Below are 22,894 nucleotides of genomic sequence, written 5' to 3'. Positions count from 1 at the left end.
GTTGTTCCCGGGGAGCGCAATTCGTTCACCGTCTGGGGATGCGTGAAACGTGCCGTAGTGCTCGTTTCACAGCGTGGCGGTTGCGGTTTGCAAAAAAAACGTTATTAATGCGCGGGCGCAGGTTATGCGTCCAAGTGCCCGTCGGCAGGGGAGAAACCGTGGGGCTTATCCCAAAGAGCCAGTCGCCGCTTATTGGCGTCGACATCAGTTCGACTGCGGTAAAGCTGTTGCAGCTTTCACGCAGTGGCAATCGTTTTCGCGTGGAACATTACGCCGTGGAACCACTTCCGCCGAATGCGGTGGTGGAAAAGAACATCGTCGAGGTCGAAGCGGTCGGGGAGGCCATTCGACGCGCGGTGAACCGATCGGGGACCAAGGCCCGGCATGCCGCCGCCGCCGTGGCGGGCTCGGCGGTGATCACCAAGCTGATTCCGATGCCGGCCGACCTGGATGAGAACGACATGGAAGCCCAGGTCGAGCTCGAGGCGGTCAACTACATCCCGTACCCGATCGAGGAAGTGAACCTCGATTTCGAAGTGCTGGGCCCGATTCCCAACAACCCGGAAATGGTCCAGGTGCTGTTGGCGGCGTCGCGGTCGGAGAACGTCGAGCTGCGCCAGTCGGCGCTGGAGCTGGGCGGGCTGACCGCGCGGGTGATGGACGTGGAGGCCTTCGCGGTCGAGAACGCCTTCGCCCTGGTCGCCAGCGAGCTGCCGGTGGCCAGTGACGGCGTCGTGGCGCTGGTGGACATCGGTGCCACCATGACCACGCTCAATGTCCTGCGCGGCGGGCGCAGCCTGTACAGCCGCGAACAGGTGTTCGGCGGCAAGCAGCTCACCGACGAAGTGATGCGCCGCTACGGCCTCACCTACGAGGAAGCCGGCCTGGCCAAGCGTCAGGGCGGGTTGCCGGAAAGCTACGAGATGGAAGTGCTGGAGCCGTTCAAGGAAGCCACGGTCCAGCAGATCAGCCGCCTGCTGCAGTTCTTCTATGCCGGCAGCGAGTTCAACCGCGTCGACCACATCGTGCTGGCCGGCGGATGCGCGGCGCTGGCCGGTCTGCCGGAGATGGTGGAAGAACAGCTGGGCGTGGCCACCATCGTGGCCAACCCGCTGGCACAGATGACGCTGGGCCCGAAGGTGCAGGCGCACGCGCTTGCCCAGGATGCCCCGGCGCTGATGATCGCCACGGGTCTGGCCCTGAGGAGCTTCGACTGATGGCACGCATCAATCTATTGCCCTGGCGCGCCGAACGGCGCAAGCAACGCCAGCGCGACTTCTACACCATGCTGGGTTTTGCCGCCATTGGCGGCATGCTGCTGTCGTTGCTGATCTGGTTCTACTACGACCGTCAGGTCAGCGGGCAGGGGGATCGCAATACTTTCCTGCAGGCCGAGATCGAGAAGGTCAAGGAACAGAACAAGGAGATCGAGCGCCTGGATCGCCAGAAGGACCGCCTGCTGGCGCGGAAGAAGGTGATCGAGGAGCTGCAGGCCAAGCGCTCGCAGATGGTGCACCTGTTCGATGCGCTGGTCCGGACCATCCCCGACGGCGTGGTGCTCACCGCGCTGAAGCAGGAAGGCGACATCCTCACCCTGGAAGGCCGCACGCAGTCCAATGCGCGTGTCAGCGCCTACATGCGCAATCTGGAAAGCTCGGGCTGGATGACCAATCCGGAGCTGTCGATCATCGAGGCCAAGGCGCCGGACAAGGAAAAGGAAGGCGCACCGTCGGTCGGCCCGGTTGCGGACATCAAGGCATTGCCCTACATGTTCGTGGTCAAGGTCACGCTGCCAGCGCAGACCGATCCGAACGCGGCGGTGCCTGCGGTCCCGGGCGCCCCTGACCCGGCGGTCGATCCGGCCGCGCCGCCGGTTGCGCCGCTGTCGCCGGCACCGACGCCTGCTGCCGCGCCGGCAGCGCCTGCATCGACCCCGGCCGATGCCGCCCCCCCGGCCAAGCCGTCCGGCAGCCGCATCGCGCCGCCCGCCCCACACGCACAACCGGCTGCGCCGTCCCCGGCACAGAAGGGGGCCGCATGAGCCAGAAAGTCAATCTGAAAGAGCTGGACTTCAACAACATCGGCAATTGGCCGCAGAAGGCCAAGGTGGTGTTCTGCGCGCTGCTGGCGCTGTTCATCGTGATCATGGCGTGGTTCGTCCTGATCAGCGGCAAGCGCGAGGAACTGGGAACGCTGGAGCAGCGCGAGTCCGAGCTGCGTGCCGAGTTCGAGAAGGAGCAGGGCCGCGCGGTGAACCTGGAGCCGCTCAAGCAGCAGCTGACCCAGATGGAGCAGGTGCTGCAGCAGATGCTGCGCCAGTTGCCGAGCAAGACCGAGATGCCGGACCTGATCATCGACATCTCGCAGACCGCGCTGTCCAGCGGCCTGTCCAACGAGCTGTTCCAGCCCGGAGCGGAGGCACCCAAGGAGTTCTACGCCGAGAAGCCGATCGCACTGCGCATGGTGGGCAGCTACCACCAGTTCGGCGCCTTCGTCAGCGGCGTGGCCTCGTTGCCGCGCGTGGTCATCCTGACCATGCACGACATCAACCTGAAGCCCAAGGACCCCAAGACCGGCATCACCGCCCGCAGCGGTGCGCTGGAACTGTCCGGTACGGTCAAGACTTACCGTTACCTGGATGACGTGGAGATGGAAGCCCAGGAAAAGGCCGCCACCGAAAAAGACAAGGCAGCCAAGGCCGGAGGCAAGCGATGAGCCTGGGGACGACCGCACGGGTCTGCGTGGTATTGCTGGCGGTGTTGCTGGGGGGCTGCGCACGCGGCGTGACCAGCACGCCGGGCGATGCGCCGAACCTGGAAAAGTGGGTGGCCGATGTGCGCGCCCGGCCGGCACCGCCGCTGGAGCCGCTGCCGGTGATGCAGCAGTTTGAAACGTTCGAGTACTCCGCGCAGGGGATGCGCGATCCGTTCACCGATGCCTGGACCAATCCACAGGGCGGATCGGGCCTGCGTCCGGATCCGAACCGCCGCAAGGAGCCGCTGGAAGCGTTCCCGCTGGACAGCCTGGACATGGTCGGTTCGATCGGTCGCGATGGCGGGCTCGTCGCGCTGGTGATGGCCCCGGACAAGGTCACCTATCGGGTGCGTCCGGGCGTGTATCTGGGGCAGAGCGACGGACGGGTGACCGGGGTCTACGAGGACCGGATCGAACTGATTGAACTTGTGCCCGATGGTGCAGGCGGCTGGCTGGAACGGCCGGCAACGCTCGCACTTGAAGATCAATGATTGCTTACGGGGATAGCACGATGACCTTTTCCAATGCCATGCGGCTGCGTCCGGTCCGGCGCCAGAAGCGTATCCACCTGTGCGCGCTGGGAGTCGCGCTCATGGTGGCCAATGGCACGCTGATGGCGGCCACGCCAGCCGGCACCACGGCCCCGGTCGCAGCGGCAACACCCGCAGCGGCCACCGCACCGGCGTCGCTGTCGGTATCCAAGATCGATTTCAAGCGCGGCGACGATGGCGCCGGCCGCCTGATCCTGCAGTTCGACGGGCAGGGAGCGAATCCGGACCTGCGCAGCCAGGGCAACAGCGTCGTGATCGACGTTGGCAACGCACGCCTGCCTGAGAACCTGCAGAAGCCGATCAATGTGACCGACTTCGCCACGCCGGTGCAGCGCATCGATGCCAAACCCTACGGTGGCGGCACCCAGCTGGTGCTCAACACCAACACCGCCTTCGAGTCGCTGGCGTACCAGAGCGGCAACGAGTACGTGGTCGAGATCAGCCCGCGCCAGGCACTGCCGGCCACCGGTGCGATCACTGCCACCACGGTGACCCAGGCCGCCGCGGCCGTGGGCCAGCGCGGGTACAGTGGCAAGCCGGTGACCTTCAACTTCCAGGACGTGCCGGTACGCACCGTGCTGCAGTTGATCGCCGAGGAGTCCAACCTCAATGTGGTTGCCTCCGACAGCGTCGAAGGCAACGTCACCCTGCGCCTGATCAACGTGCCGTGGGACCAGGCGCTGGACATCGTGCTGCGTGCCAAGGGGCTGGACAAGCGCCGTGATGGCGGGGTGATCTGGGTCGCGCCGCAGCCGGAGCTGGCCAAGTTCGAACAGGACAAGGAAGACGCGCGGATCGCGATCGAGAACCGCGAAGACCTGATCACCGATTACATCCAGATCAACTACCACAACGCCGCCCAGATCTTCAAAGCACTGACCGAAGCCAAGGGCATCGGCGGCGGTGGTGGCAGTGGTAGTGGTAGTGGCAGCGGCACCAGCGGTCAGGAAGACAGCGGTTTCCTGTCCTCGCGCGGCCGTATCGTGGCCGACGAGCGCACCAATACGCTGATGATCAGCGACATTCCGAAGAAGGTCGCGCGCATGCGCGAGCTCATCAATGTCATCGATCGCCCGGTGGACCAGGTGTTGATCGAAAGCCGCATCGTGATCGCCACCGACACCTTCGCGCGCGAGCTGGGCGCCAAGTTCGGCATCACCGGCAACCGCGACAACGTGTTCTTCGGCGGCCAGACCGAGACCAATCACGAGAACATCACCAATCAGGCCACCAACAACTACGACTACAACAAGGCGGTCAACGAGTGGATCGCCGGCGGCCGGACCGGTGCCGTGCCGGTGCGTGCCCCGGACAAGATCAGCACCGGGCTGCTGAACTGGAACTCGGCCGTGGCCGCGGCCAGCAACCCCGGTTCGCTGGCGCTGTCCATCCTCAATGCGGGCTACCTGCTGGACGTCGAACTGTCGGCGATGCAGCAGGAAGAGCGCGGCGAAGTGATCTCCAACCCGCGCGTGGTCACCACCAACCAGCGCGAGGCGCTGATCAAGCAGGGCAAGGAAATCGGCTACGTGACCATCAGCGGTGGTGGCATCGGTGGTGCGGCCCAGGCCAACGTGCAGTTCAAGGAAGTGGTGCTTGAGCTGAAGGTCACCCCGACCATCACCAACGACAACCGCGTGTTCCTGAACATGGCCGTCAAGAAGGACGAAGTCGAGCGCTACATCCGCCTGGAAGGCTACGGCGAAGTGCCGACCATCAACCGTCGCGAGGTCAACACCGCGGTGCTGGTGGAGGACGGCCAGACCGTGGTGATCGGTGGTGTGTACGAGTTCACCGACCGCAACAGCATCAACAAGGTGCCGTTCCTGGGCGATGTGCCGTTCCTGGGCAACCTGTTCAAGAAGCGTAGCCGCAACAAGGACAAGGCCGAACTGCTGGTGTTCGTGACCCCCAAGGTCCTGCGCGTGGCCAAGACCAACTGAGGTCTGCCGCACGTCCGGTGAAGAGGGCCGCCCCGCGCGGCCCTTTTTGCGTTCAGCCAATCTTGATGCGTTGGCACCGCCTGGCCTGCCATCATGGCAAGGGAACCTGACGCCTCTTGCGTGGGTCATACGGATGCCATGAATCTGCCCCCTCCCATGCCCGAGTTCGACACCCTTCCTTCCCCGCCCGATGCAGACGGTGATCGCCTGCATGCGGCATTCACCGCGTTGCGCGATGCGCTGTCGGCCGAGATCGTCGGCCAGCGTGCGCTGGTCGAGCGGCTGCTGGTCGCCCTGCTGGCCGATGGCCACCTGCTGGTCGAAGGCGCCCCGGGGCTGGCCAAGACCACCGCGATCCGTGCCTTGGCATCGCGGCTGGAGGCCGGTTTCTCGCGGGTGCAGTTCACCCCGGACCTGCTGCCGGCGGATCTGACCGGCACCGAGATCTGGCGCCCGCAGGAAGGGCGCTTCGAGTTCGTCCCGGGGCCGATCTTCCATCCGATCCTCCTGGCCGACGAGATCAACCGCGCGCCGGCGAAGGTGCAGTCCGCCCTGCTCGAGGCGATGGGCGAACGCCAGGTGACGGTGGGCCGCCACACGTACCCGCTGCCGTCGCTGTTCCTGGTGATGGCCACGCAGAATCCGATCGAACAGGAGGGCACCTTCCCGTTGCCCGAAGCGCAGCTGGACCGCTTCCTGATGCACGTGCGGATCGGCTACCCGGACTCCGACGCGGAGGCCGAGATCCTGCGCCTGGCCCGCGAGCGCGCCCGCGAAGCGCTCACCGTCCCGGCGGCAGCTCCCTCGCGGATGCCGCTGGAGGATGTATTCGCCGCACGCCGGGCGGTGCTGTCGCTGCACATGGCGCCGGCGCTGGAGCGCTACCTGATCGAACTGGTGCTGGCCTCCCGCGACGCGGCCCGCTACGACCCGGCGCTGGCCCGGCGCATCGCCTGGGGAGCCAGTCCGCGCGGCTCGATCGCCCTGGAGCGCTGCGCGCGCGCGCGCGCCTGGCTGGCAGGCCGCGATTTCGTCACCCCCGAGGACGTGCGCAGTGTGGCCCCGGATGTGCTGCGCCACCGCGTGCTGCCCAGTTACGAGGCAACGGCCGAAGGCTGGGATGGCGATCGTCTGGTCGCCGAGCTGCTGGCCCGCGTGCCGGCACCGTGAGCCGATGAAGGACGCCGCCGTGGACAGCCTGGCCCCGGTCCTGGACGGGGACGGCGTGAAGCCGACCTTGCCCGAACTGGTGGCCCTGCGTCGCAGCGCCCATCGTCTGCGTCCGCCGCGACGCGGTCGCCTGGGTCATGCCGGGCAGGCACCGTCGCCCGCACGCGGGCGTGGTATGGAGTACGCCGAATCGCGCGAGTATGTGCCGGGCGATGACGCCCGCCACATCGACTGGCGGGTGACCGCGCGCAGTGGCCGGGCCCACACCAAGCTGTTCCAGGCCGAGCGCGAGCGCTTGACCCTGCTGGTGGCCGATACCGACCCGGTGCTTTATTTCGGGACGCGGGTCCGCTTCAAGTCGGTGCAGGCCGCACGCGTCGGTGCGGTGGCGGCGTGGTTCGCGCAGCGCCAGGGAGACCGCCTGGCCGCCGTGCGCGGCAGCCTGCGCGAAGCGCCCATCGCCCCGGCCGGCGGTACGCGCGGGGTACTGCGTGTGCTGGATGCCTTGACCCGCTGGTACGCGCAGCCGCCCGCCGACGATGCCGGCCTGGACCGCGCGCTGGAACAGGCGAGCCGCCTGCTGCGCCCCGGTGCGCGGGTGGTGGTGCTGGCCGATCCGGGCCGGGCCGCCCGGATCGGCGTGTCGCGCTGGACGGCGCTGTCGCTGCATCACGAGGTGGTGCTGGTTCTGCTCGTCGACCCGCTGGAGCTCGCCCCGCCGCCGTCACCGCTGTCCTTCGTTGCCGCCGGGCAGCGGGTGGCGCTGGACCTGGGCAGTGACGCGGTGCGAGCACGCTGGCTGGCGCAGTTCGTGGCGCCCCTGGATGCCCTGCGCGAGGCCTTGTCGGCGCGGCGCATCCAGGTGCATGTGGTGGCCACCGACGATCCCAGCGACAGCTGGCTCGGTGTGGTGCCGTCGGCGGTGGTGGCATGAGCACGGGCGGTGCGCTGCCGCTGCGCGATGTGCATCTGCCGCCGTTCCCGCCGCTATGGCCGCTGCCGCTCGGCTGGTGGCTGGTACTGGGGACGGTGGCCGTGGTCCTGGCCGGATGCTGGGCGTGGCGCGCGCAGCGGCGTCGGCGCCGCCAGCGGTGGCTGACCCTGTTCGACACGCGGCTGGCCGACGCCGATGGCCCGGCTGCCGAGGTCGCCGCCATCGCCGAACTGCTGCGCCGTGCCGCCCGCCATCGCCAGCCCGGGGCCGAGCTGCTGGACGGTGCGGCGTGGCTGGCGTTTCTCGACCCGCCCGGCAGCCGCGCCTTCTCCGGCGCAGCCGGAACACTGCTGCTGGACGGTATGTACCGTGCGCAGGTCGACCCGACCGAGGTGGCGACGTTGCGCGCGCTGGCGCGCGAGCGTTTCCTGGATCTGGTGGTGGGCGGGCGATGATCGCCACCGCCGCTCTGCCCACGTGGCTGTCCTGGTTGTCGTGGACCGACCTGCTGGCCTGGCCCTGGCTGCTGCTCGCCCTGCCATTGCCACTGTTGATGCGGTGGTGGCCGATGCGCGCGCAGGACGGTGCCGCGCTGCGCGTACCGTATGCCGTCGATACGTTGCAGGCGCTTGCCGGCACGGCCGGCGGACACCGTCCCGGCGTGGGGCGGGTGCTGCTGTGGCTGGCATGGGCGTGCCTGTGCGTGGCCGCCGCGCGGCCGCAGCAACTGGGTGAGGCGGTGACACCGCCGCACCAGGGCCGGCAGATGATGCTCGCAGTGGATGTCTCCGGCAGCATGGGCGAGCCGGATATGCGACTGGGCAACCAGGTCGTGCCGCGCCTGACCGCGGCGAAGGCGGTGCTGGCCGACTTCCTCGACCGTCGTGTCGGCGACCGGGTGGGGCTGCTGATCTTCGGCGATCGTGCCTTTACGCTCACCCCGCTGACCACCGACCTGACCAGCGTGCGCGAACAGCTCGATGGCAGTGTGGTCGGCCTGGCCGGGCGCGAAACCGCGATCGGCGATGCCATCGCCCTGTCGGTCAAACGCCTGCGCGAACAGCCGCAGGGACAGCGCGTGCTGATCCTGCTGACCGATGGCGTGAGCAATGCCGGTGTGCTGCAGCCGCTGCGGGCAGCCGAACTGGCCCAGGCCGAGGGGGTGCGGGTATACACCGTGGCCTTCGGCGGCGATGGCGGGCTGAGGGTGTTTGGCATGCAGATCGCCACCGGCGACGATCCGGTCGACGAAGCGACCCTGCAGAAGATCGCCGCGCTCACCGGGGGCCGTTCATTCCGTGCGCGCAACACCGATGAACTGGCCGGCATCTACGCCGAGCTGGAGCGCCTGGAGCCGGTCACTTCCGCAGGTCCGGCCGTGCGTCCGCGCATCGAACGGTATGCCTGGCCGCTGGCGCTGGCGTTGCTGCTGGCCGGGCTGGCCTGGTTGCTGCCAAGGCGGTGGGCATGACCATGATCGACTGGAACGCGCTGCACTTTCTGCGCCCCGCTGTGCTGTGGGCGCTGTTGGCGCTGCCGGTGATCGCCGCACTGTGGGCGTGGCGCCGGCGGCGGCGCAACGGCTGGCAGCAGGCGGTCGACGCACACCTGCTGCCGCACCTGCTGGTGGCGGGGGGGCGGGGAGGGCGCGCCGGCCTGATACTGCTGCTGTGTGGCGTGGTCCTGGCGGTGCTGGCGCTGGCGGGGCCCTCATGGCGGCAGGTGTCGCAGCCACTGTGGCAGAGCCCGTCACCGCTGGTGCTGGCGCTGGACCTGTCCTCGCGCATCACCGCCACCGATCTGCCGCCGTCGCGGCTGCTGCAGGCGCGCGCCAAACTGGCCACGCTCCTGCGCGAGCGGCAGGGAGGCGAGGTGGCGCTGCTGGCGTACGCCGATGATGCCTTCACCGTGGCGCCGTTGACCGCAGACATGGCCAATATCGCGCTGTACCTCGATGCGCTGGGCCCGGACGTGATGCCTCGCGATGGGCAGCGCGCCGATCGCGCGATCGAGGCGGCGGTCAAGCTGCTGCAGCAGTCCGGTGCGCGCGGCGGTGACATTCTGCTGCTCACCGACCAGGCCGACGCGGACGCGATGCGTGCGGCGGCCTCGGCGTCGGCACAGGGCATCCATGTGTCGGTGCTGGGCCTGGGAACCGCCGCGGGGGCGGCCTACCGTGCCGACAACGGGCAGATCGCCCAAGCGCGCCTGGATGCCGCCTCGCTGCGCGCGGTGGCCGGGGCGGGCGGCGGTGCGTACGCGGCCGTTGCCAGCGACGATGGCGACCTGCGATCGCTGCGCGTGCTGACTCCGCGCGCCGGTGCCGGCGACAGCCGCGAAGGTCAGGGGCGTGCCTGGCGCGACGAAGGCTTCTGGCTGCTGCCGCCGCTGCTGCTGATCGCGCTGCTGGCGTTCCGCCGCCGCGCCCTGCTGGGCCTGGTGCTGGTCTGCGCCAGCCTGCCGATGACACTGCCGTCCACCGCGCACGCGGCCGAGGGGCGGGGCACGCTGTGGAAGCGCCCCGACCAGGTGCAGCAGGCACGGATCGCCGCCGGCGTGGACGCCTACCGGCGGGGCGACTTCAGTGCCGCCCAGGCGCAGTTCGAGGGCGTGGACACCGACGCAGGCTGGTACAACCTCGGCAATGCGCTCGCCCGCCAGGGGCAGTACGACGCAGCGATCGACGCTTACGACCGCGCACTGGCCAAGCATCCCGGCATGCCCGATGCGGTGGCCAACCGTGCCGCGGTGGATGCCGCGCGCAAGCTCAGGCCACCGCCGTCCTCGTCGTCGGACCCGGGCAAACCGCAGCCCGGACAAGGCAAGCCGTCGCCCGGCCAGGGGCAGCCGCAGGAGGCGGACGGGAAACCCGGCAAGCCTGATCCCGGCGCGCGCTCCCAGGCGGGCAAGGCGGACACACCGGCCGATCCTCGCAATGCCGATCCGGCGGCGCAGCAGGAGGCCGATGCGGCTCAGCGCGAGCGCATGCGCCAGGCGCTGCAGCGCCAGCCGCCGCCCGGCGACGGCCCACAGGGCGATGCCCGCGCAGGTGCCCCGACGGCTGAACAGCGCGAGCAGCGGCAGGCCGTGGAGGCGTGGATGCGGCGCGTGCCGGACGACCCGGGCGCATTGCTGCGTGCCAAGTTCCAGCTGGAAAACGAACGCAGGAAACAGGAAGGACGATGAGAGCCGATTCCCCCACGCACCGCGCGCTGCGCACGGTCCTGGCCCTGCTGCTGTGCATCGGTTTCGGCGCGCAGGCGCAGCAGCCCCGGGCCTGGCTGGACCGCGACCGCATCGACGAGGGCGGCACGGTCACGCTCAACATCCAGTCCGACCAGGCCGGTGCGGTGCCCGACTACGCGCCGTTGCGTGCCGACTTCGACCTTGGCAGCCAGACCAGCAGCCGCCAGGTGCAGTGGAGCAACGGCGACATGACCTCGCGGATGCTGCATGGCATCGCGCTGACGCCCCGCCGTGCCGGCACTCTGACCCTTCCGCCGCTGCGGGTCGGCAGCGGGCTCACACCGCCGCTGACCCTGCAGGTCGCCGCGGTTGCCGGTGCCACCGATCCAGGCGCGGCGCGCGGCAACGCGGCGGTGTTCCTGGAAACCGAGGTCGATGACACCACGCCCTACGTCCAGCAGAGTGTCGGGGTGGTGGTGCGCCTGTACTACGCCTCGCAGCTGGTGTCCGGCGAGCTGGTCCTCGATACCCCCGAAGGCGCCTCGCTGCAGCGCGTTGGCGAGGACCGCAGCCTGGTGCGCGACGTCAACGGCCGTCGCTACAACCTGGTCGAGCGCCGCTTTCTGCTGATCCCCGAGCGCAGCGGGCCGCTGGCGCTGGCCGGTGCGCGTTTCGACGGGCGCAGTGCAGGGGGCTTCTTCGACGACATGTTCGGCGGCGACGGGCGTCTGCGGGCGCGGGCGCCGGACCGCATCCTCCAGGTGCAGGCACAGCCTGACGCGGCGCCGCAGCCGTGGCTGCCGCTGCACGACCTGCGCCTGCGCTACACCGCCGCCCCGGAAGCCGGGCGGGCCGGTGAAGCGGCCACGGTGGTGGTCGAGGCGACCGCGCTGGGTGCTACCCGCGCACAGTTCCCCGAGCTGCCGGTCCCCGATGTGGGCCCCACCGCCCAGGTCTTCGCCGAGCCGCCGCAGTACGACGAAACGTTCAGCGGCACCACGCCGCAGCTGAAGCTGACGCGGCGCTACGCGATCGTGCCCCGCCAGCCGGGCGCGCTGACGGTGCCTGGCCTGAAAATGGCCTGGTGGGATGTGAAGGCCGGGCAGGCGCGTACCGCAACCGTGCCCGACCTGACCCTGCAGGTCGGCGCAGGGAGCGGCGCGGCCGCCGCACCGGCCCCGATCGCGCTGGACACCCTGTCGCCGCTGCCCGGCACCCCCGCCGGCGCGTCCACCGCCGTGCCGATCCAGCCGGTGCAGGCGGCGGGCAGGCCGTGGGGCTGGATCGCCGCGGCCGCCGGCTTTGCCGCACTGTGGCTGGTCACGCTGGCCATCGCGCTCGGCCTGGGCTGGCGCCGGCGCCGGGGTGCACCGGTGGCTCCCCGCCACCTGGCCGGGTCGCCCGAGGTCGCCAGGCCGTCGTTGGCCGCGCTGCGCCAGGCAATGGATGTGCAGGGCCTGGACGAGGTCGTGGCGGTGCTGGCCGGCATGGCCGGCGTGCAGACCCTGGAGCAGGTGCTGGAGCAGCTGGAAAGCCCCGATCAACGCGCCGCCCTCGTCCAGATGCAGCGTGCGCGCTGGGGTGGGCAGGGCGGCGATGTGGCCGCAGCCCGCCAGGCCCTGCGCCGCGTGTTCCATGACGGACCGCACTGGCGACCGGTGGATGCGCCGGAAAACAATGGCCTGGCACCGCTCTACCCGTCGGCGCGGTGAGGCATCCCGATGCCGGCCGGGCCGGCTTTGCTAAGCTGATTCACTATTTTCAGAGGAAAGCAGTTCGATGACTGAGGCCGCAAAGACCAGGCAGACGCTGCCATTGCACTGGAAAATGGGCATTGGCTTCGGCATCGGCCTGGTGCTGGGCCTGATCGTGCACGCCCTGGCGCCGGTCGTTCCGGGCATGGGTGACGTGGCGAGGGTGGTGATGGCCTGGGTCACCACGCCCCTGTCCAGCCTGTTCCTCAACCTGATCTTCATGCTGATCGTGCCGCTGATCTTCTCGGCGCTGATCATGGGCGTGTCGGAGATGGGCGATATCCGCGCGCTGGGCCGGATCGGCTGGAAAACGCTGGCCTATACGGTGGTGCTGTCGGGCATCGCGGTGGGCATCGGCCTGGTGCTGGTCAACGTGCTCAAGCCCGGCGCCGGCGTGGACCCGCAGGTCGCCGCGCAGATGCTGTCGGAGAACGCCGAGCGCAGCAGGGAGATCGTCGCCGGCATCCATGAAACGCCCAAGGGCATGGACATGCTGCTGTCGATCGTGCCGAGCAATGTGCTCCAGGCCGCCTCCGACAACGGCGCCATCCTGTCGCTGATGTTCTTCGCGCTGATGTTCGGCATCGGCATGGTCCTCAGCGACGACGACAAGGTTGCCCCGCTGCGCCGCGCCATCGAAGGCGTGTTTGAAGTCTCGATGACGCTGATCAACCTGGTCATCCGCCTGGCGCCCTACGCAGTGGCCTGTTTCATGTTCAACCTGGCCACGTTGTTCGGGCTGGAGCTGATCGTGCGCCTCGGTGCCTACGTGGGCGTGGTGGTGCTGGCGCTGGGTCTGCACATGGTCGTGACCTACGGGACGGCGGTGTGGCTGTCGGGCCGCTCGCCGCTGTCGTTCTTCCGCGATACGCAGGAAGCGACGGTGATGGCCTTCTCCACGGCCTCCAGCAATGCCACTCTGCCGACCGCGCTGCGCGTGGCCGACCAGATGGGCCTGCCGCAGCGGGTATCGCGCTTCGTGCTGACCGTTGGCGCCACGGCCAACCAGAACGGCACCGCGCTGTTCGAAGGCGTGACGGTGATCTTCCTGGCCCAGTTCTTCGGCGTGGACCTGACCATCGGCCAGCAGATCATGGTCATGGCGGTGTGCATCCTGGGCGGTATCGGGACCGCCGGCGTGCCGTCGGGCTCGCTGCCGGTGGTGGCGATGATCTGCGCGATGGTGGGGGTCAATCCGCTGGGCATCGGCCTGATCCTCGGCGTGAACCACTTCCTGGACATGTGCCGCACCGCGCTGAACGTCACCGGCGATCTGGCCTTGACCACGCTGGTGGCCAAGGGCGAGACCGAGGAACCGTCGCCGGCGACGGCGGGACGCGTCACCGGCGATTGAACCGCCGCCAGTCACGATGGGATACTCCACCGGCGCATGGAAGGCGCCGGGATCGGCGCCGTGCGGAAAGGAGCCGAAATGAGGATTTCGCATCTGCTGGCCACTGGCCTGGCCCTGCTGGCTTTCGACGCCAGGGCTGACACCCGGACCTGTGAGACCCACGCCAGTACCACCGGCAGTTTTGCTGCCGGTCGCCAGTTCTTCACCTGGGACGTGGTGCCCGACGTTGCGCCGGCCGAAGCCCTGCGGCGGATCCAGGCCGAGGGCCTCAAGTCCGGCCTGAAGGTGGGCCGGCTGGACCCCGAGCTGGGCTCGGTGACCCTGGAACAGACCGCCCCGCTGGCCGACCGCCAGGTGACCCTGCCGGTGAACGTGCTGGTGGAAGGCGAGGGGGACGGCGCCCGCATCACCGTCAGCAAGACCCTGCCCGCCGGTTATGCCACGCGCGAGGACCTGCAGCGCAGGGCCATGTGCGCGTTCATTGACGCCGCGCGTGGCTGAGGGCGCAGTCCGGGCGTGACCCGGACTGACCCCACCGGTCGTCTGTGGGACAATGGGCAGCCCGCAGCTCCGCGGGAGCCTCCTGATCCCACAGAACCATGACGCAGCCTACCCGCCGCCAGTTGGCCAACGCCATCCGCTTCCTTGCCGCTGATGCGGTCGAAACCGCCAAGTCCGGCCATCCCGGCATGCCGATGGGCATGGCCGATATCGCCGAAGTGCTCTGGAACGATTATCTCCGTCACAACCCGAACAACCCCAAGTGGTTCAACCGCGACCGCTTCGTGTTGTCCAACGGCCACGGCTCGATGCTGCAGTACGCGCTGCTGCACCTGAGCGGCTACGACCTGCCGATCGAGCAGCTCAAGCAGTTCCGCCAGCTCGGCAGCAAGACCGCCGGCCACCCGGAACGCCACGAAACCCCCGGCGTGGAGACCACCACCGGTCCGCTCGGCCAGGGTCTGGCCAACGCGGTGGGCTTCGCGCTCGCAGAGAAGCTGCTGGCACAGCGCTACAACCGTCCCGAACACGAGATCGTCGACCACCGCACCTGGGTGTTCCTGGGCGATGGCTGCCTGATGGAAGGTGTGTCCCACGAAGCCGCCTCGCTGGCCGGTACCTGGGGCCTGGGCAAGCTGGTCTGCTTCTGGGATGACAACCACATCTCCATCGATGGCAACACCGAAGGCTGGTTCACCGACAACACCCCCGAGCGTTTCGAGGCCTATGGCTGGAACGTGGTGCGCGGCGTCGATGGCCACGATCCGGACAGCATCAAGTCGGCCATTGACGAGGCCCTGTCGCAGTTCGACAAGCCGACCCTGATCTGCTGCCGCACCACCATCGGGTTTGGCTCGCCGGGCAAGGCGGGCAAGGAATCCAGCCACGGCGCGCCGCTGGGCAAGGACGAGCTGGAAGCCACCCGCAAGCAGCTGGGCTGGAACTACGGTCCGTTCGAGATTCCGGAAGAGATCTACGCCGGCTGGCGTGCCGGCGGTACCGGCACCCTGCGCCAGGCCGAGTGGGAACTGCAGTTCGACAAGTACGCCGCGCAGTTCCCGGCCGAAGCCGAGGAGCTGATCCGTCGCTCGCACGGTGAACTGCCGGCCGATTTCATCGCCAAGGCCGACGCCTACATCGCCCAGGTCCAGGCCGACGGTCAGACCATCGCTTCGCGCAAGGCTTCGCAGCTGGCGATCGAAGCGTTCGCGCCGCTGCTGCCGGAACTGGTCGGCGGTTCGGCCGATCTGGCCCACTCCAACCTGACCCTGTGGAAGGCGAGCAAGTCGGTCGCCACCGACGACCCGAACGCCAACTATGTGTATTACGGCGTGCGCGAGTTCGGCATGACTGCCATCGCCAATGGTCTGGCCCTGCATGGCGGGTTCATTCCGTTCGATGCCACCTTCCTGGTGTTCAGCGACTACGCCCGCAACGGCGTGCGCATGAGCGCGCTGATCCCGGCGCACGCGATCCACGTGTACACGCATGATTCGATCGGCCTCGGCGAAGACGGCCCGACCCACCAGCCGGTGGAGCACCTGGCCTCGCTGCGCTACATCCCGAACAACGATGTGTGGCGTCCGTGCGATGCGGTCGAGTCGGCGGTCAGCTGGAAGTCGGCGATCACCCGTACCGACGGTCCGAGCTGCCTGGTGTTCAGCCGCCAGAACCTGCCGCACCAGCCGCGCAGCGACGCGCAGGTTGCGCAGATCGCGCGCGGTGGTTACGTGCTGGCCGACGCCGAAGGCGGCGTGCCGGACGTGATCCTGATCGGTACCGGTTCGGAAGTGGGCCTGGCCGTGGCGGCCAAGGCGGAACTGGATGCCGCCGGCATCAAGACCCGCGTGGTGTCGATGCCGTCCACCGACGTGTTCGAGCGCCAGGATGCCGCCTACCGCGAATCCGTGCTGCCCAACGCCGTGCGCAAGCGCGTGGCGGTGGAAGCCGGCGTCACCGGTTTCTGGCGCCAGTACGTGGGCCTGGACGGTGCGGTGATCGGTATCGACACCTTTGGTGCCTCGGCCCCGGCCGATGCGCTGTACAAGCACTTCGGCATCACCACCGAGGCGGTGGTGGCCGCGGCCAAGGCGCAGCTGGCCAACTGATCGCCGTCGGGTGATCCCGTGGACGCCGAGCTCTGCTCGGCGGCTGCAAACGGAAGGCCGGGCATTGCCCGGCCTTCTGCGTTTCTCCCGGCGTACCGGGCAGGTGAGCAGCGCCTACGCGGTACGCGCCAGTCCCAACCGCACCAACCGTGCTTCGATCCGTTCGCCGATGTCCTTCGGCGCCTCCAGCCCCATGCGTTGCAGATACACCGCGTCGCCGTCACCGGCCGGCTGCATGATCGCCGCCAGGACCGTGCGAAGCTTGGCCGCGCGCGTCTGCGTGTTCTGTTTCAGCCAGCCCAGCGCCTTGACCAGGTGCTGCTCGACCTCGGTGAAGTCGCTGCCCAGCGGGTAGTCCGGCAGCAGTCCGGACTGGCGGAACGGCGCCAGTGCCGCGCTGACGGCCGTGGCGGAATTGCGCTGCCAGGCCGGCGGTGCGGCAAATCCCGCAGCCAGCTTCTTCGCGGCTTTGGCCTGGTCCAGCAGTGCCGCCTGGAAGCGTGCATCGGTGATGCCCGCCATCGCGATCACGCAGTCCTCGTCGGTCATGTTGCGCAGGTCGGCAATGCCGTACTCATTGATGTAGAGGTCGCGCAGATGGCGCGGGATAGTGGTGTGGCCGTAGTTCCAGCGCACGTTCGACTGCAGCACGCCCTTGTCCTCGCGCGTGGCCCGGAAGATCAGCGCACTGCGCGCGCCGGGCAGGGCATGGGCCATCGCCACGAAGTTGTACTGCCCGCCCACGCCGGAGACCACGCGTCCGTCTTCCAGCGCATCGGAGACGGCCGCGCCCAATGCGGTGGCCATCATGCAGGAGTTGAAGAAGCGCGCATCGCGGCGTTGCATCCGCTCCAGCGTCTCATCGCCGCCGTAGAGCTGGTTGATCTCGCTGATCCGACGCATGCCGATCGCACGGCGTTCGTCATCGGGCAGGTCGCGCAGCCACTCGTAAAACTCCGGCGAGCCCAGGTAGAAGGCGCCGTGCAGGTACTCGCCTTCGGCGTCGAGAGTGGCGTAATCGGTGGTCCAGGCGGTGCCATTCTCGATCCGCTGCAGCAGGGCCAGATCGTCGTGCACCTTGCGCCGGATCACCCCGGTCTGGACCAGCCGGCGGAAGCCTTCGTTGAGCATCTCACTGCAGCCGTACAGGCCGATCTCGAACGGCTCCAGCCCGCCGGAGGCGAGCACGCTCGGGTGCGTGGCCAGGTCGGGATCGAGCGCCTGCAGGATCTGCCGATAGCGCGCGTTGTCGGTGTGCCGCAGTACCAGCGCGTGGCTCAGCGCATCGGCCAGGGTCCCGATGCCGATCTGCAGGGTGCCACCGTCGCGTACCAGTGCACTGGCATACAGGCCGATGGCGTAGTCGGCATCGCCGACCGGTTGACGCGGCAGGCCGAACAGATCCGGATATGGCCCGGGCGGCGTGATCACCAGATCGAAGAACGACACATCCACCGTGGCCGAGCCGGCCAGGTAGGGCAGTTGCGGATCGATCTCGGCGATCATCAGCGGGCGCGGCAGCCCGCGCGCGACCATTGCATCCAGGGTGTCCTGGGTGATGTCGTTGTTGCACGACAGCGACAGGCGCCGGTCGTTCGCACGCATCGCCACCTTCTGCACGATCGCATGCGGCGCGCGCTGCGCCACCGCATCGGCGGCGTGGGTGTAGTTGAGGCTGGTGTAGCTGCGCTGCGCCTGCGACGAGCCCAGCATCGCGCCTGACTGCATGTAGAACTCCTCCACCTGCACATGGTCGGGCAGGCGGTCGCGCGCCATCGCATCGGCATAGGCCAGGCGCGGGAAACCGGCGCCGAAGTGGCGCTCGGCAAACGGTCCCATGAAGCGCGCTTCCAGCCCGGCACCGCCGCGTGGCGGGTTCAACGACAGTGCGGTGTACAACTGCAGCGGCCGCGAGGCATCGTTCTCCACGCGCGCATACAGGGCATTGAGCAGGCGGTGCGGCTTGCCCAGCGCCAGCGGGGCACCCACGCGAAGGGGGCCGTCGACCCGCTGCAGCAGCCAGTCGACGGCGGCGTCCAGGTCGGTCAGGTGGTCGGTCATGCGGCGCGTTCCTGCGAAATCATGCGGGCCATTACAGCATTTCGGGGTTGAACAGACGGCGACGGGAGACCTCGGCGCCGGAGACCATGAACTGCCCATCGCCGCGGTAGTGCACGGTGCGCGGCAGTTTCGGCGAGCGCGCGACGTGCGCCTTGACCACCTCCCAGATGAAGAGGCCATGCCGGCTGATCTGGCTGCGGTCGACCAGCCGGCACTCGAAGCTGGCGTGGCATTGCGCGATCAGCGGGGCGGCCACCACGCTGCCGGGCACGGCATCCAGGCCGAAGTGCGCGAACTTGTCGATGTCCGCGCCGCTGCTGTTGCCGATTCCCACGACCGTATCGAGCAGTGCGGCAGTGGGCACATTGATGACGCATTCGCCGCTGCGGCGGATCAGCCCGAAGCTGTGGTTGCCGCTGGAGATCATGGTCGCCAGCCGTGACGGGGTGAATTCCAGAACCATGTGCCAGCCCATCGTCATGATGTCGCGCTGGCCTTTCCACGCCGAACTGACCAGCACCACCGGCCCGGGTTCGAGGAAGCGCCGCACCTCGGCGACGGGGAAGTCCACTTTCCGATAGCGTCTCATCGGCGGCTCCACGGGGAATCGCTGGATGCTGGCAGCGTGCGCATGAACCGGTTGTCGAAGGGCTTGACACCGGATTCGATTACGGGCGTAATCGGTTTGTCGATTACGGATGTAAATGATGAGCCAGATCAGCGAAGCCGAAGCCGTGGTAATGGACGTGTTGTGGCGCAACCATCCGCTGGGCGCCGACGAGGTGGTGGCCGCCCTGGCCGATCGCGACTGGGCCGAGCCCACCATCAAGACGCTGCTCAATCGCCTGCTGACCAAGGGGGCCATCAGTGCCAGCCGCGACGGCCGCCGCTATCGCTACTCGCCCGTGCTGCAGCGGCAGGCGTGGGTGGCCGAGCAGAGCGAGGGCTTTCTCGGGCGTGTGTTCGACGGGCGCGTGGCGCCGCTGGTGGCGCACTTCAGCCAGCGTGGCGAGCTGAGCGCGCAGGACATCGCCGACCTCAGGAAGCTGATCCAGGAGCTGGACCATGACTGAGCTGCTCAACGCACTGTTGCAGGCCAGCGTGTGGCTGTCGGTGGCCGTGCTGGTGCTGGCCGCGATACGGCCGGTGCTGCTGAGGCTGGGCGGCGCGGCGCTGGCGTACCGCGGCTGGTGGCTGCTGCCGATGCTGCTGGTGGTGCCGTACCTGCCGTTGCCGAACCTCCCGATCACCGGGTCCGCGCCGGTGAAGGGGGTGGCGGCCGCGCTGCGCGCACCGGATATGTCCGCCGATACGCCGGTGTGGCCATTGCTGCTGTTTGCCGCGTGGCTGGCCGGTGCGCTGGCGATGGCCACGGCCAGCTGGCGTGCGCAGCGCCGCTTCGAACGGGCGCTCGGCCGCCTGCAGCCGCGTGTCGATGGCAGCTGGCAGGCGCAGGGCGATCCCGGTCTGCCGGCGCTGGTGGGCCTGTGGCGGCCGCGCGTGGTGGTCGGCCCGGATTTCGAACAGCGCTTCAGCCCGGCCGAACAGGACCTGATCCTGCGCCACGAACACAGCCACCGGCGGCATGGCGATCCGTGGGCCAATGCGGCGCTGGCGGTACTGCGCTGCGTGTTCTGGTTCCATCCGCTGCTGCCGTGGACCGTGCGCCGCCTGCTGCGCGACCAGGAACTGGCCTGCGACGCGCGCACGGTCGATCCGCATCCGGCCCTGCGCCGTCTTTATGCCAACGCGCTGTTGAAGGCGCAGTTGGCCCACCCGGTTGCGCCGATGGCATGCCACTGGCGCAGCCAACCCATGTTGAAGGAGCGTATTGCCATGCTGAAGCAGCACAAACGGAAGGCGTTGCCGTGGTTGTCCGGGCAGGTACTGGTGGTGGGGTTGTGCGTGGGACTTGGCGGGATCGCATGGGCCGGGCAGGGTACCGGTGCCGCACCAGTGCAGGTGAATGCCAAGCCGAAGGAGATGGCAGCGCCGCAGTATCCGCGCAGCGCGTTCGAACAGGGCGTGTCGGGCGAGGTGCTGCTGCGTGTGGAAGTGGATGCGCAGGGCAGGACCGGCGACATCCGGGTGTTGACGTCGACGCCGGCCGGCGTGTTCGATGCGGCCTCCATCGCCGCGGCGAAGCAGTGGACCTTCGAACCGGCGCTCCGGGACGGCAAGGCGGTTGCCACGGCGCTGAAGATACCGATGTCGTTCAAGCTCGACGACACCGGCCCTGGCCAATGAGGCATGCCCTGGCACCGCTGCTGGTGTCGGTGCTGGTGACCGGCGGCTGCGCCGGTCACGACCAGCTCACCACCGTCGATACCCGCAGGGAAAACGTGGATCATCAGCGGCTGAACGTGGACGGCGCCGACGGGGGGGCCGGGCAGGTGCAGCCGTACACGCTGAAGGCAAGCGAAGGCTACCGCATGCCGCAGCTCTATGCCGCGCCCGATCCGGTGGTCGGCGACCGCGATCCGCGCCGAGCACTCGCGCCGACCACGATCTGCCTGCAGGTGGTGGTGGATGCCGAGGGCCGGGTGGAACGCAGCCTGCCGCTGACCGATCGCGAGTCGTGCAATGCCGCCACCGCGGCAGAGAACACGCCCCTGCTGGACGCCGCGCAGGCGGCGGTGGCGCAGTGGCGCTACTCGCCCGCAGCGGTGTGCCACTATCCCGCCGGCCAGGTGCCGAGTGATCGGGGCGATTGCACAGGGGCCGAGCGCATCGAGCCGGTGCCGGTCAGCCTGCTCTACGCGTTCACCTTCGAGATCGTGAACGGACAGCACACGGTTCGCCGCCAGCGTCGTTGAGCGCCGGCAGCGGCAGGGCTCAGGTGGCGCGTTGCGGGCCGCCCTGCAGGTTCGCCTTCACTGACGGATGCATCAGCTTCGGCTCGGCCAGCGTCGCATCGCGGGCCTGTCGGGTGGCGACGAACTCGGCCAGGCTGACACTGTCGCGCAGGTGGATGTTGCACGCGCGCTGGTCGCCGATGGTGGTTTCATTGGCGACCTCGCGCCCACCCGGGCCGTAGTCGTGGCAGATGAACACGCGGGTGGCATCGGGCAGGGCGAGCAGCCGCTGGATGGAACGGTACAACTGGGCGGCGTCGCCGCCCGGGAAATCACAGCGTGCCGTGCCGCCATCGGGCATGAACAGCGAATCGCCGGTGAACAGCGCATCGCCGATGCGGTAGGCCACGCTGTCGCTGGTATGGCCCGGCACCGCGATGACCTCGGCGGCGATGTCACCGAGCGCGAAGCGCTCGCCATCGGCGAACAGATGGTCGAACTGCGAGCCGTCGGTCGGCACGTCCAGCGCATAGCGTGGGGCGAACGTTCGCTGCACCTGCACGATGCCCTGGCCCATCGCCAGCGTGGCCTGTGGCCAATGCGGTTTGAGCCAGCGGCCGGCGCTGATGTGGTCGGCATGGGCGTGGGTTTCCAACAGCCAGCGCACCTGCAGGCCGTGCTCGCGCACATGTGCAAGCAGCGGCTGCAGCGGCCCGGCACCGAGCGCGTCGGTGTCCGGATCGTAATCCAGCACCGGATCGATCACGGCGGCCTGCCGCGTCGCCGGGTCGTGCACCACGTAGCTGAAGGTGTGGCTGTCCGGATGGAAGAAGCTGGCGACGTGCGGTGTCATGGGGGTGCCTCAGCGTTTGCCCAACGTGTCATTGAGCAGCACGGCCAGGCGCTCGCCGGCCAGGCGCAGCTCACGCTCGGCGACCGGGCGGTAGGTCGCGGCATACGACGTGGGAAGCGTACGCCTGTCCGGGTAAACGCCGGGTGCAATGGCGATGCGGCAGCTGGCTTGGGCCCATTGCACGGCGTCGCGGTCGATCTTCGAGCGCTTGTCCACCTTCGGCGCGGGCAGTGCCATCAGGCGCGCCAGATACTGGTCATCGTCCAGCTTCAGCGCATTGAGCATGCCGCTGTCCCACAGCGAGTGCAGGTTGGTACCACGGTTGTTGAACTGCACCTGGAAGTCGTTGCCGCCCTTGTCGTGCCCGTAGCCGGCATGCATCGGCTGATGGATGTCGCCGGCGAAATGCACAACGAATTTCAGCGCCTGCGCGCGCTCGGCATCGGGACGGGTGCGGTCGGCAAGGATGGCGGTCTGCGCCTTCAGTGCCTCGACCACGCAGTTGCCGCCCTTGCAGTGCTTCTGCACGGCGTAGCGGCAATCGTCTTCACCGATGTTGACGTAGTGCCAGCGCGCCGAACGGCGGCCCAGGCCGGGGTCTTTGGCGCGCAGTTCATCGGCCCAGGGGGCGATGGCGTGCAGGGTCGGGTCGGGCTCGCCGGCCAGCAGACGGTCGACCTGCGCCTTGGCCTGCGGGGTGAGGCGGACTTCGGCGACGCGGGCGACAAGGCGATGGCCTTGTGCGCCCCAGGCGAGGGCATCGGTGGAAACGGCGGTGAGGGCCAGCGCGAGGGCGGCGGCCGGAAGCAGGGAGGCGATGTTCATCGGCTGCATTCTAGCGGGCGCGTCCACCGCCGGGTTTGCCCGGATCTGGCCGGCCGGCCGTCAGGGCGGGTAGGCTGGGCGCTGGCCAACCACGGGAGCGGCAGC

General features: G+C 68.7%; 21 protein-coding genes. 17 read left to right on the top strand and 4 right to left on the bottom strand.

Annotated features, from left to right (window positions below; genetic code table 11):
- Positions 1–158: 158 nt before the first annotated feature.
- The 14 genes from GDJ08_RS08825 to tkt all read left to right on the top strand — a co-directional run bounded on the left by GDJ08_RS08825 (position 159) and on the right by tkt (position 16,255).
- Complete coding sequence (locus GDJ08_RS08825) at positions 159–1,217, top strand: pilus assembly protein PilM (protein ID WP_017356727.1); 1,059 nt, start codon at positions 159–161, stop codon at positions 1,215–1,217.
- A complete protein-coding gene (locus GDJ08_RS08820) occupies positions 1,217–2,041 on the top strand; it encodes a PilN domain-containing protein (protein ID WP_153164716.1) in 825 nt (274 codons plus the stop codon). Before GDJ08_RS08825 ends, GDJ08_RS08820 begins: the two co-directional genes overlap by 1 nt.
- Positions 2,038–2,715, top strand: coding sequence for a type IV pilus inner membrane component PilO (locus tag GDJ08_RS08815; RefSeq protein ID WP_136002982.1), 678 nt, complete (start codon positions 2,038–2,040; stop codon positions 2,713–2,715). The genes GDJ08_RS08820 and GDJ08_RS08815 overlap by 4 nt, the downstream gene beginning before the upstream one ends.
- Complete coding sequence (locus GDJ08_RS08810; RefSeq protein ID WP_037591971.1) at positions 2,712–3,245, top strand: pilus assembly protein PilP; 534 nt, start codon at positions 2,712–2,714, stop codon at positions 3,243–3,245. The genes GDJ08_RS08815 and GDJ08_RS08810 overlap by 4 nt, the downstream gene beginning before the upstream one ends.
- A gap of 20 nt (positions 3,246–3,265) precedes the next feature.
- Positions 3,266–5,248, top strand: a complete 1,983-nt coding sequence (locus GDJ08_RS08805; protein ID WP_017357630.1) for a type IV pilus secretin PilQ — start codon at positions 3,266–3,268, stop codon at positions 5,246–5,248.
- A 138-nt stretch (positions 5,249–5,386) separates the two neighbouring features.
- Positions 5,387–6,418: an AAA family ATPase gene (locus GDJ08_RS08800; protein WP_017357631.1), complete on the top strand. Its 1,032-nt coding sequence runs from the start codon at positions 5,387–5,389 to the stop codon at positions 6,416–6,418.
- The gene (locus tag GDJ08_RS08795; protein WP_423668805.1) at positions 6,369–7,352 is read left to right on the top strand and encodes a DUF58 domain-containing protein; all 984 of its coding nucleotides are present in this window, start codon (positions 6,369–6,371) and stop codon (positions 7,350–7,352) included. The genes GDJ08_RS08800 and GDJ08_RS08795 overlap by 50 nt, the downstream gene beginning before the upstream one ends.
- Positions 7,349–7,807: a DUF4381 family protein gene (locus GDJ08_RS08790; RefSeq protein WP_153164714.1), complete on the top strand. Its 459-nt coding sequence runs from the start codon at positions 7,349–7,351 to the stop codon at positions 7,805–7,807. The genes GDJ08_RS08795 and GDJ08_RS08790 overlap by 4 nt, the downstream gene beginning before the upstream one ends.
- Positions 7,804–8,823, top strand: coding sequence for a vWA domain-containing protein (locus tag GDJ08_RS08785; RefSeq protein WP_153164713.1), 1,020 nt, complete (start codon positions 7,804–7,806; stop codon positions 8,821–8,823). Before GDJ08_RS08790 ends, GDJ08_RS08785 begins: the two co-directional genes overlap by 4 nt.
- Positions 8,820–10,538 (top strand): VWA domain-containing protein, encoded by a 1,719-nt coding sequence (locus tag GDJ08_RS08780; protein ID WP_153164712.1) that lies wholly within the window; start codon positions 8,820–8,822, stop codon positions 10,536–10,538. Before GDJ08_RS08785 ends, GDJ08_RS08780 begins: the two co-directional genes overlap by 4 nt.
- Positions 10,535–12,250 (top strand): BatD family protein, encoded by a 1,716-nt coding sequence (locus GDJ08_RS08775; RefSeq protein ID WP_153164711.1) that lies wholly within the window; start codon positions 10,535–10,537, stop codon positions 12,248–12,250. Before GDJ08_RS08780 ends, GDJ08_RS08775 begins: the two co-directional genes overlap by 4 nt.
- A 67-nt stretch (positions 12,251–12,317) precedes the next feature.
- Complete coding sequence (locus GDJ08_RS08770; protein ID WP_017356317.1) at positions 12,318–13,646, top strand: dicarboxylate/amino acid:cation symporter; 1,329 nt, start codon at positions 12,318–12,320, stop codon at positions 13,644–13,646.
- A 78-nt stretch (positions 13,647–13,724) separates the two neighbouring features.
- Positions 13,725–14,147, top strand: a complete 423-nt coding sequence (locus GDJ08_RS08765; protein WP_037591313.1) for a hypothetical protein — start codon at positions 13,725–13,727, stop codon at positions 14,145–14,147.
- A 98-nt stretch (positions 14,148–14,245) separates the two neighbouring features.
- Positions 14,246–16,255 (top strand): transketolase, encoded by a 2,010-nt coding sequence (gene tkt, locus GDJ08_RS08760; protein ID WP_017356319.1) that lies wholly within the window; start codon positions 14,246–14,248, stop codon positions 16,253–16,255.
- A gap of 114 nt (positions 16,256–16,369) precedes the next feature.
- Here tkt and GDJ08_RS08755 read toward each other — a convergent pair whose 3' ends face one another.
- Together GDJ08_RS08755 and GDJ08_RS08750 are read right to left on the bottom strand one after the other, a co-directional pair.
- Positions 16,370–18,316 carry an acetyl-CoA hydrolase/transferase C-terminal domain-containing protein gene (locus GDJ08_RS08755; RefSeq protein WP_017356320.1) on the bottom strand — a complete coding sequence of 649 codons (1,947 nt, stop codon included), beginning with the start codon at positions 18,314–18,316 and terminating at the stop codon, positions 16,370–16,372.
- A gap of 31 nt (positions 18,317–18,347) precedes the next feature.
- Complete coding sequence (locus GDJ08_RS08750; RefSeq protein WP_017356321.1) at positions 18,348–18,905, bottom strand: flavin reductase family protein; 558 nt, start codon at positions 18,903–18,905, stop codon at positions 18,348–18,350.
- 118 nt (positions 18,906–19,023) lie between these two features.
- Between GDJ08_RS08750 and GDJ08_RS08745 the strand changes: the two genes are divergently transcribed.
- From GDJ08_RS08745 to GDJ08_RS08735, 3 genes are read left to right on the top strand one after another with little or no spacing between them, the layout of a single operon-like run.
- Positions 19,024–19,389, top strand: coding sequence for a BlaI/MecI/CopY family transcriptional regulator (locus GDJ08_RS08745; protein WP_136002991.1), 366 nt, complete (start codon positions 19,024–19,026; stop codon positions 19,387–19,389).
- Positions 19,382–20,563 (top strand): TonB family protein, encoded by a 1,182-nt coding sequence (locus GDJ08_RS08740; protein WP_153164710.1) that lies wholly within the window; start codon positions 19,382–19,384, stop codon positions 20,561–20,563. Before GDJ08_RS08745 ends, GDJ08_RS08740 begins: the two co-directional genes overlap by 8 nt.
- Complete coding sequence (locus tag GDJ08_RS08735; protein WP_153164709.1) at positions 20,560–21,132, top strand: hypothetical protein; 573 nt, start codon at positions 20,560–20,562, stop codon at positions 21,130–21,132. The genes GDJ08_RS08740 and GDJ08_RS08735 overlap by 4 nt, the downstream gene beginning before the upstream one ends.
- A 19-nt stretch (positions 21,133–21,151) precedes the next feature.
- Here the strand turns inward: GDJ08_RS08735 and GDJ08_RS08730 are convergent, their stop codons facing one another.
- The gene (locus tag GDJ08_RS08730; RefSeq protein WP_153164708.1) at positions 21,152–21,964 is read right to left on the bottom strand and encodes an MBL fold metallo-hydrolase; all 813 of its coding nucleotides are present in this window, start codon (positions 21,962–21,964) and stop codon (positions 21,152–21,154) included.
- A gap of 9 nt (positions 21,965–21,973) precedes the next feature.
- The gene (locus GDJ08_RS08725) at positions 21,974–22,798 is read right to left on the bottom strand and encodes a S1/P1 nuclease (RefSeq protein WP_017356073.1); all 825 of its coding nucleotides are present in this window, start codon (positions 22,796–22,798) and stop codon (positions 21,974–21,976) included.
- Between the last annotated feature and the right edge of the window lie 96 nt (positions 22,799–22,894).

The organism is Stenotrophomonas nematodicola, from assembly GCF_009467805.1.
Classification (GTDB): Bacteria; Pseudomonadota; Gammaproteobacteria; order Xanthomonadales; family Xanthomonadaceae; genus Stenotrophomonas; species Stenotrophomonas nematodicola.
The sequence above is the reverse complement of the archived record's forward strand: the minus strand, read 5'-3'. Positions and strand labels throughout refer to the sequence as shown.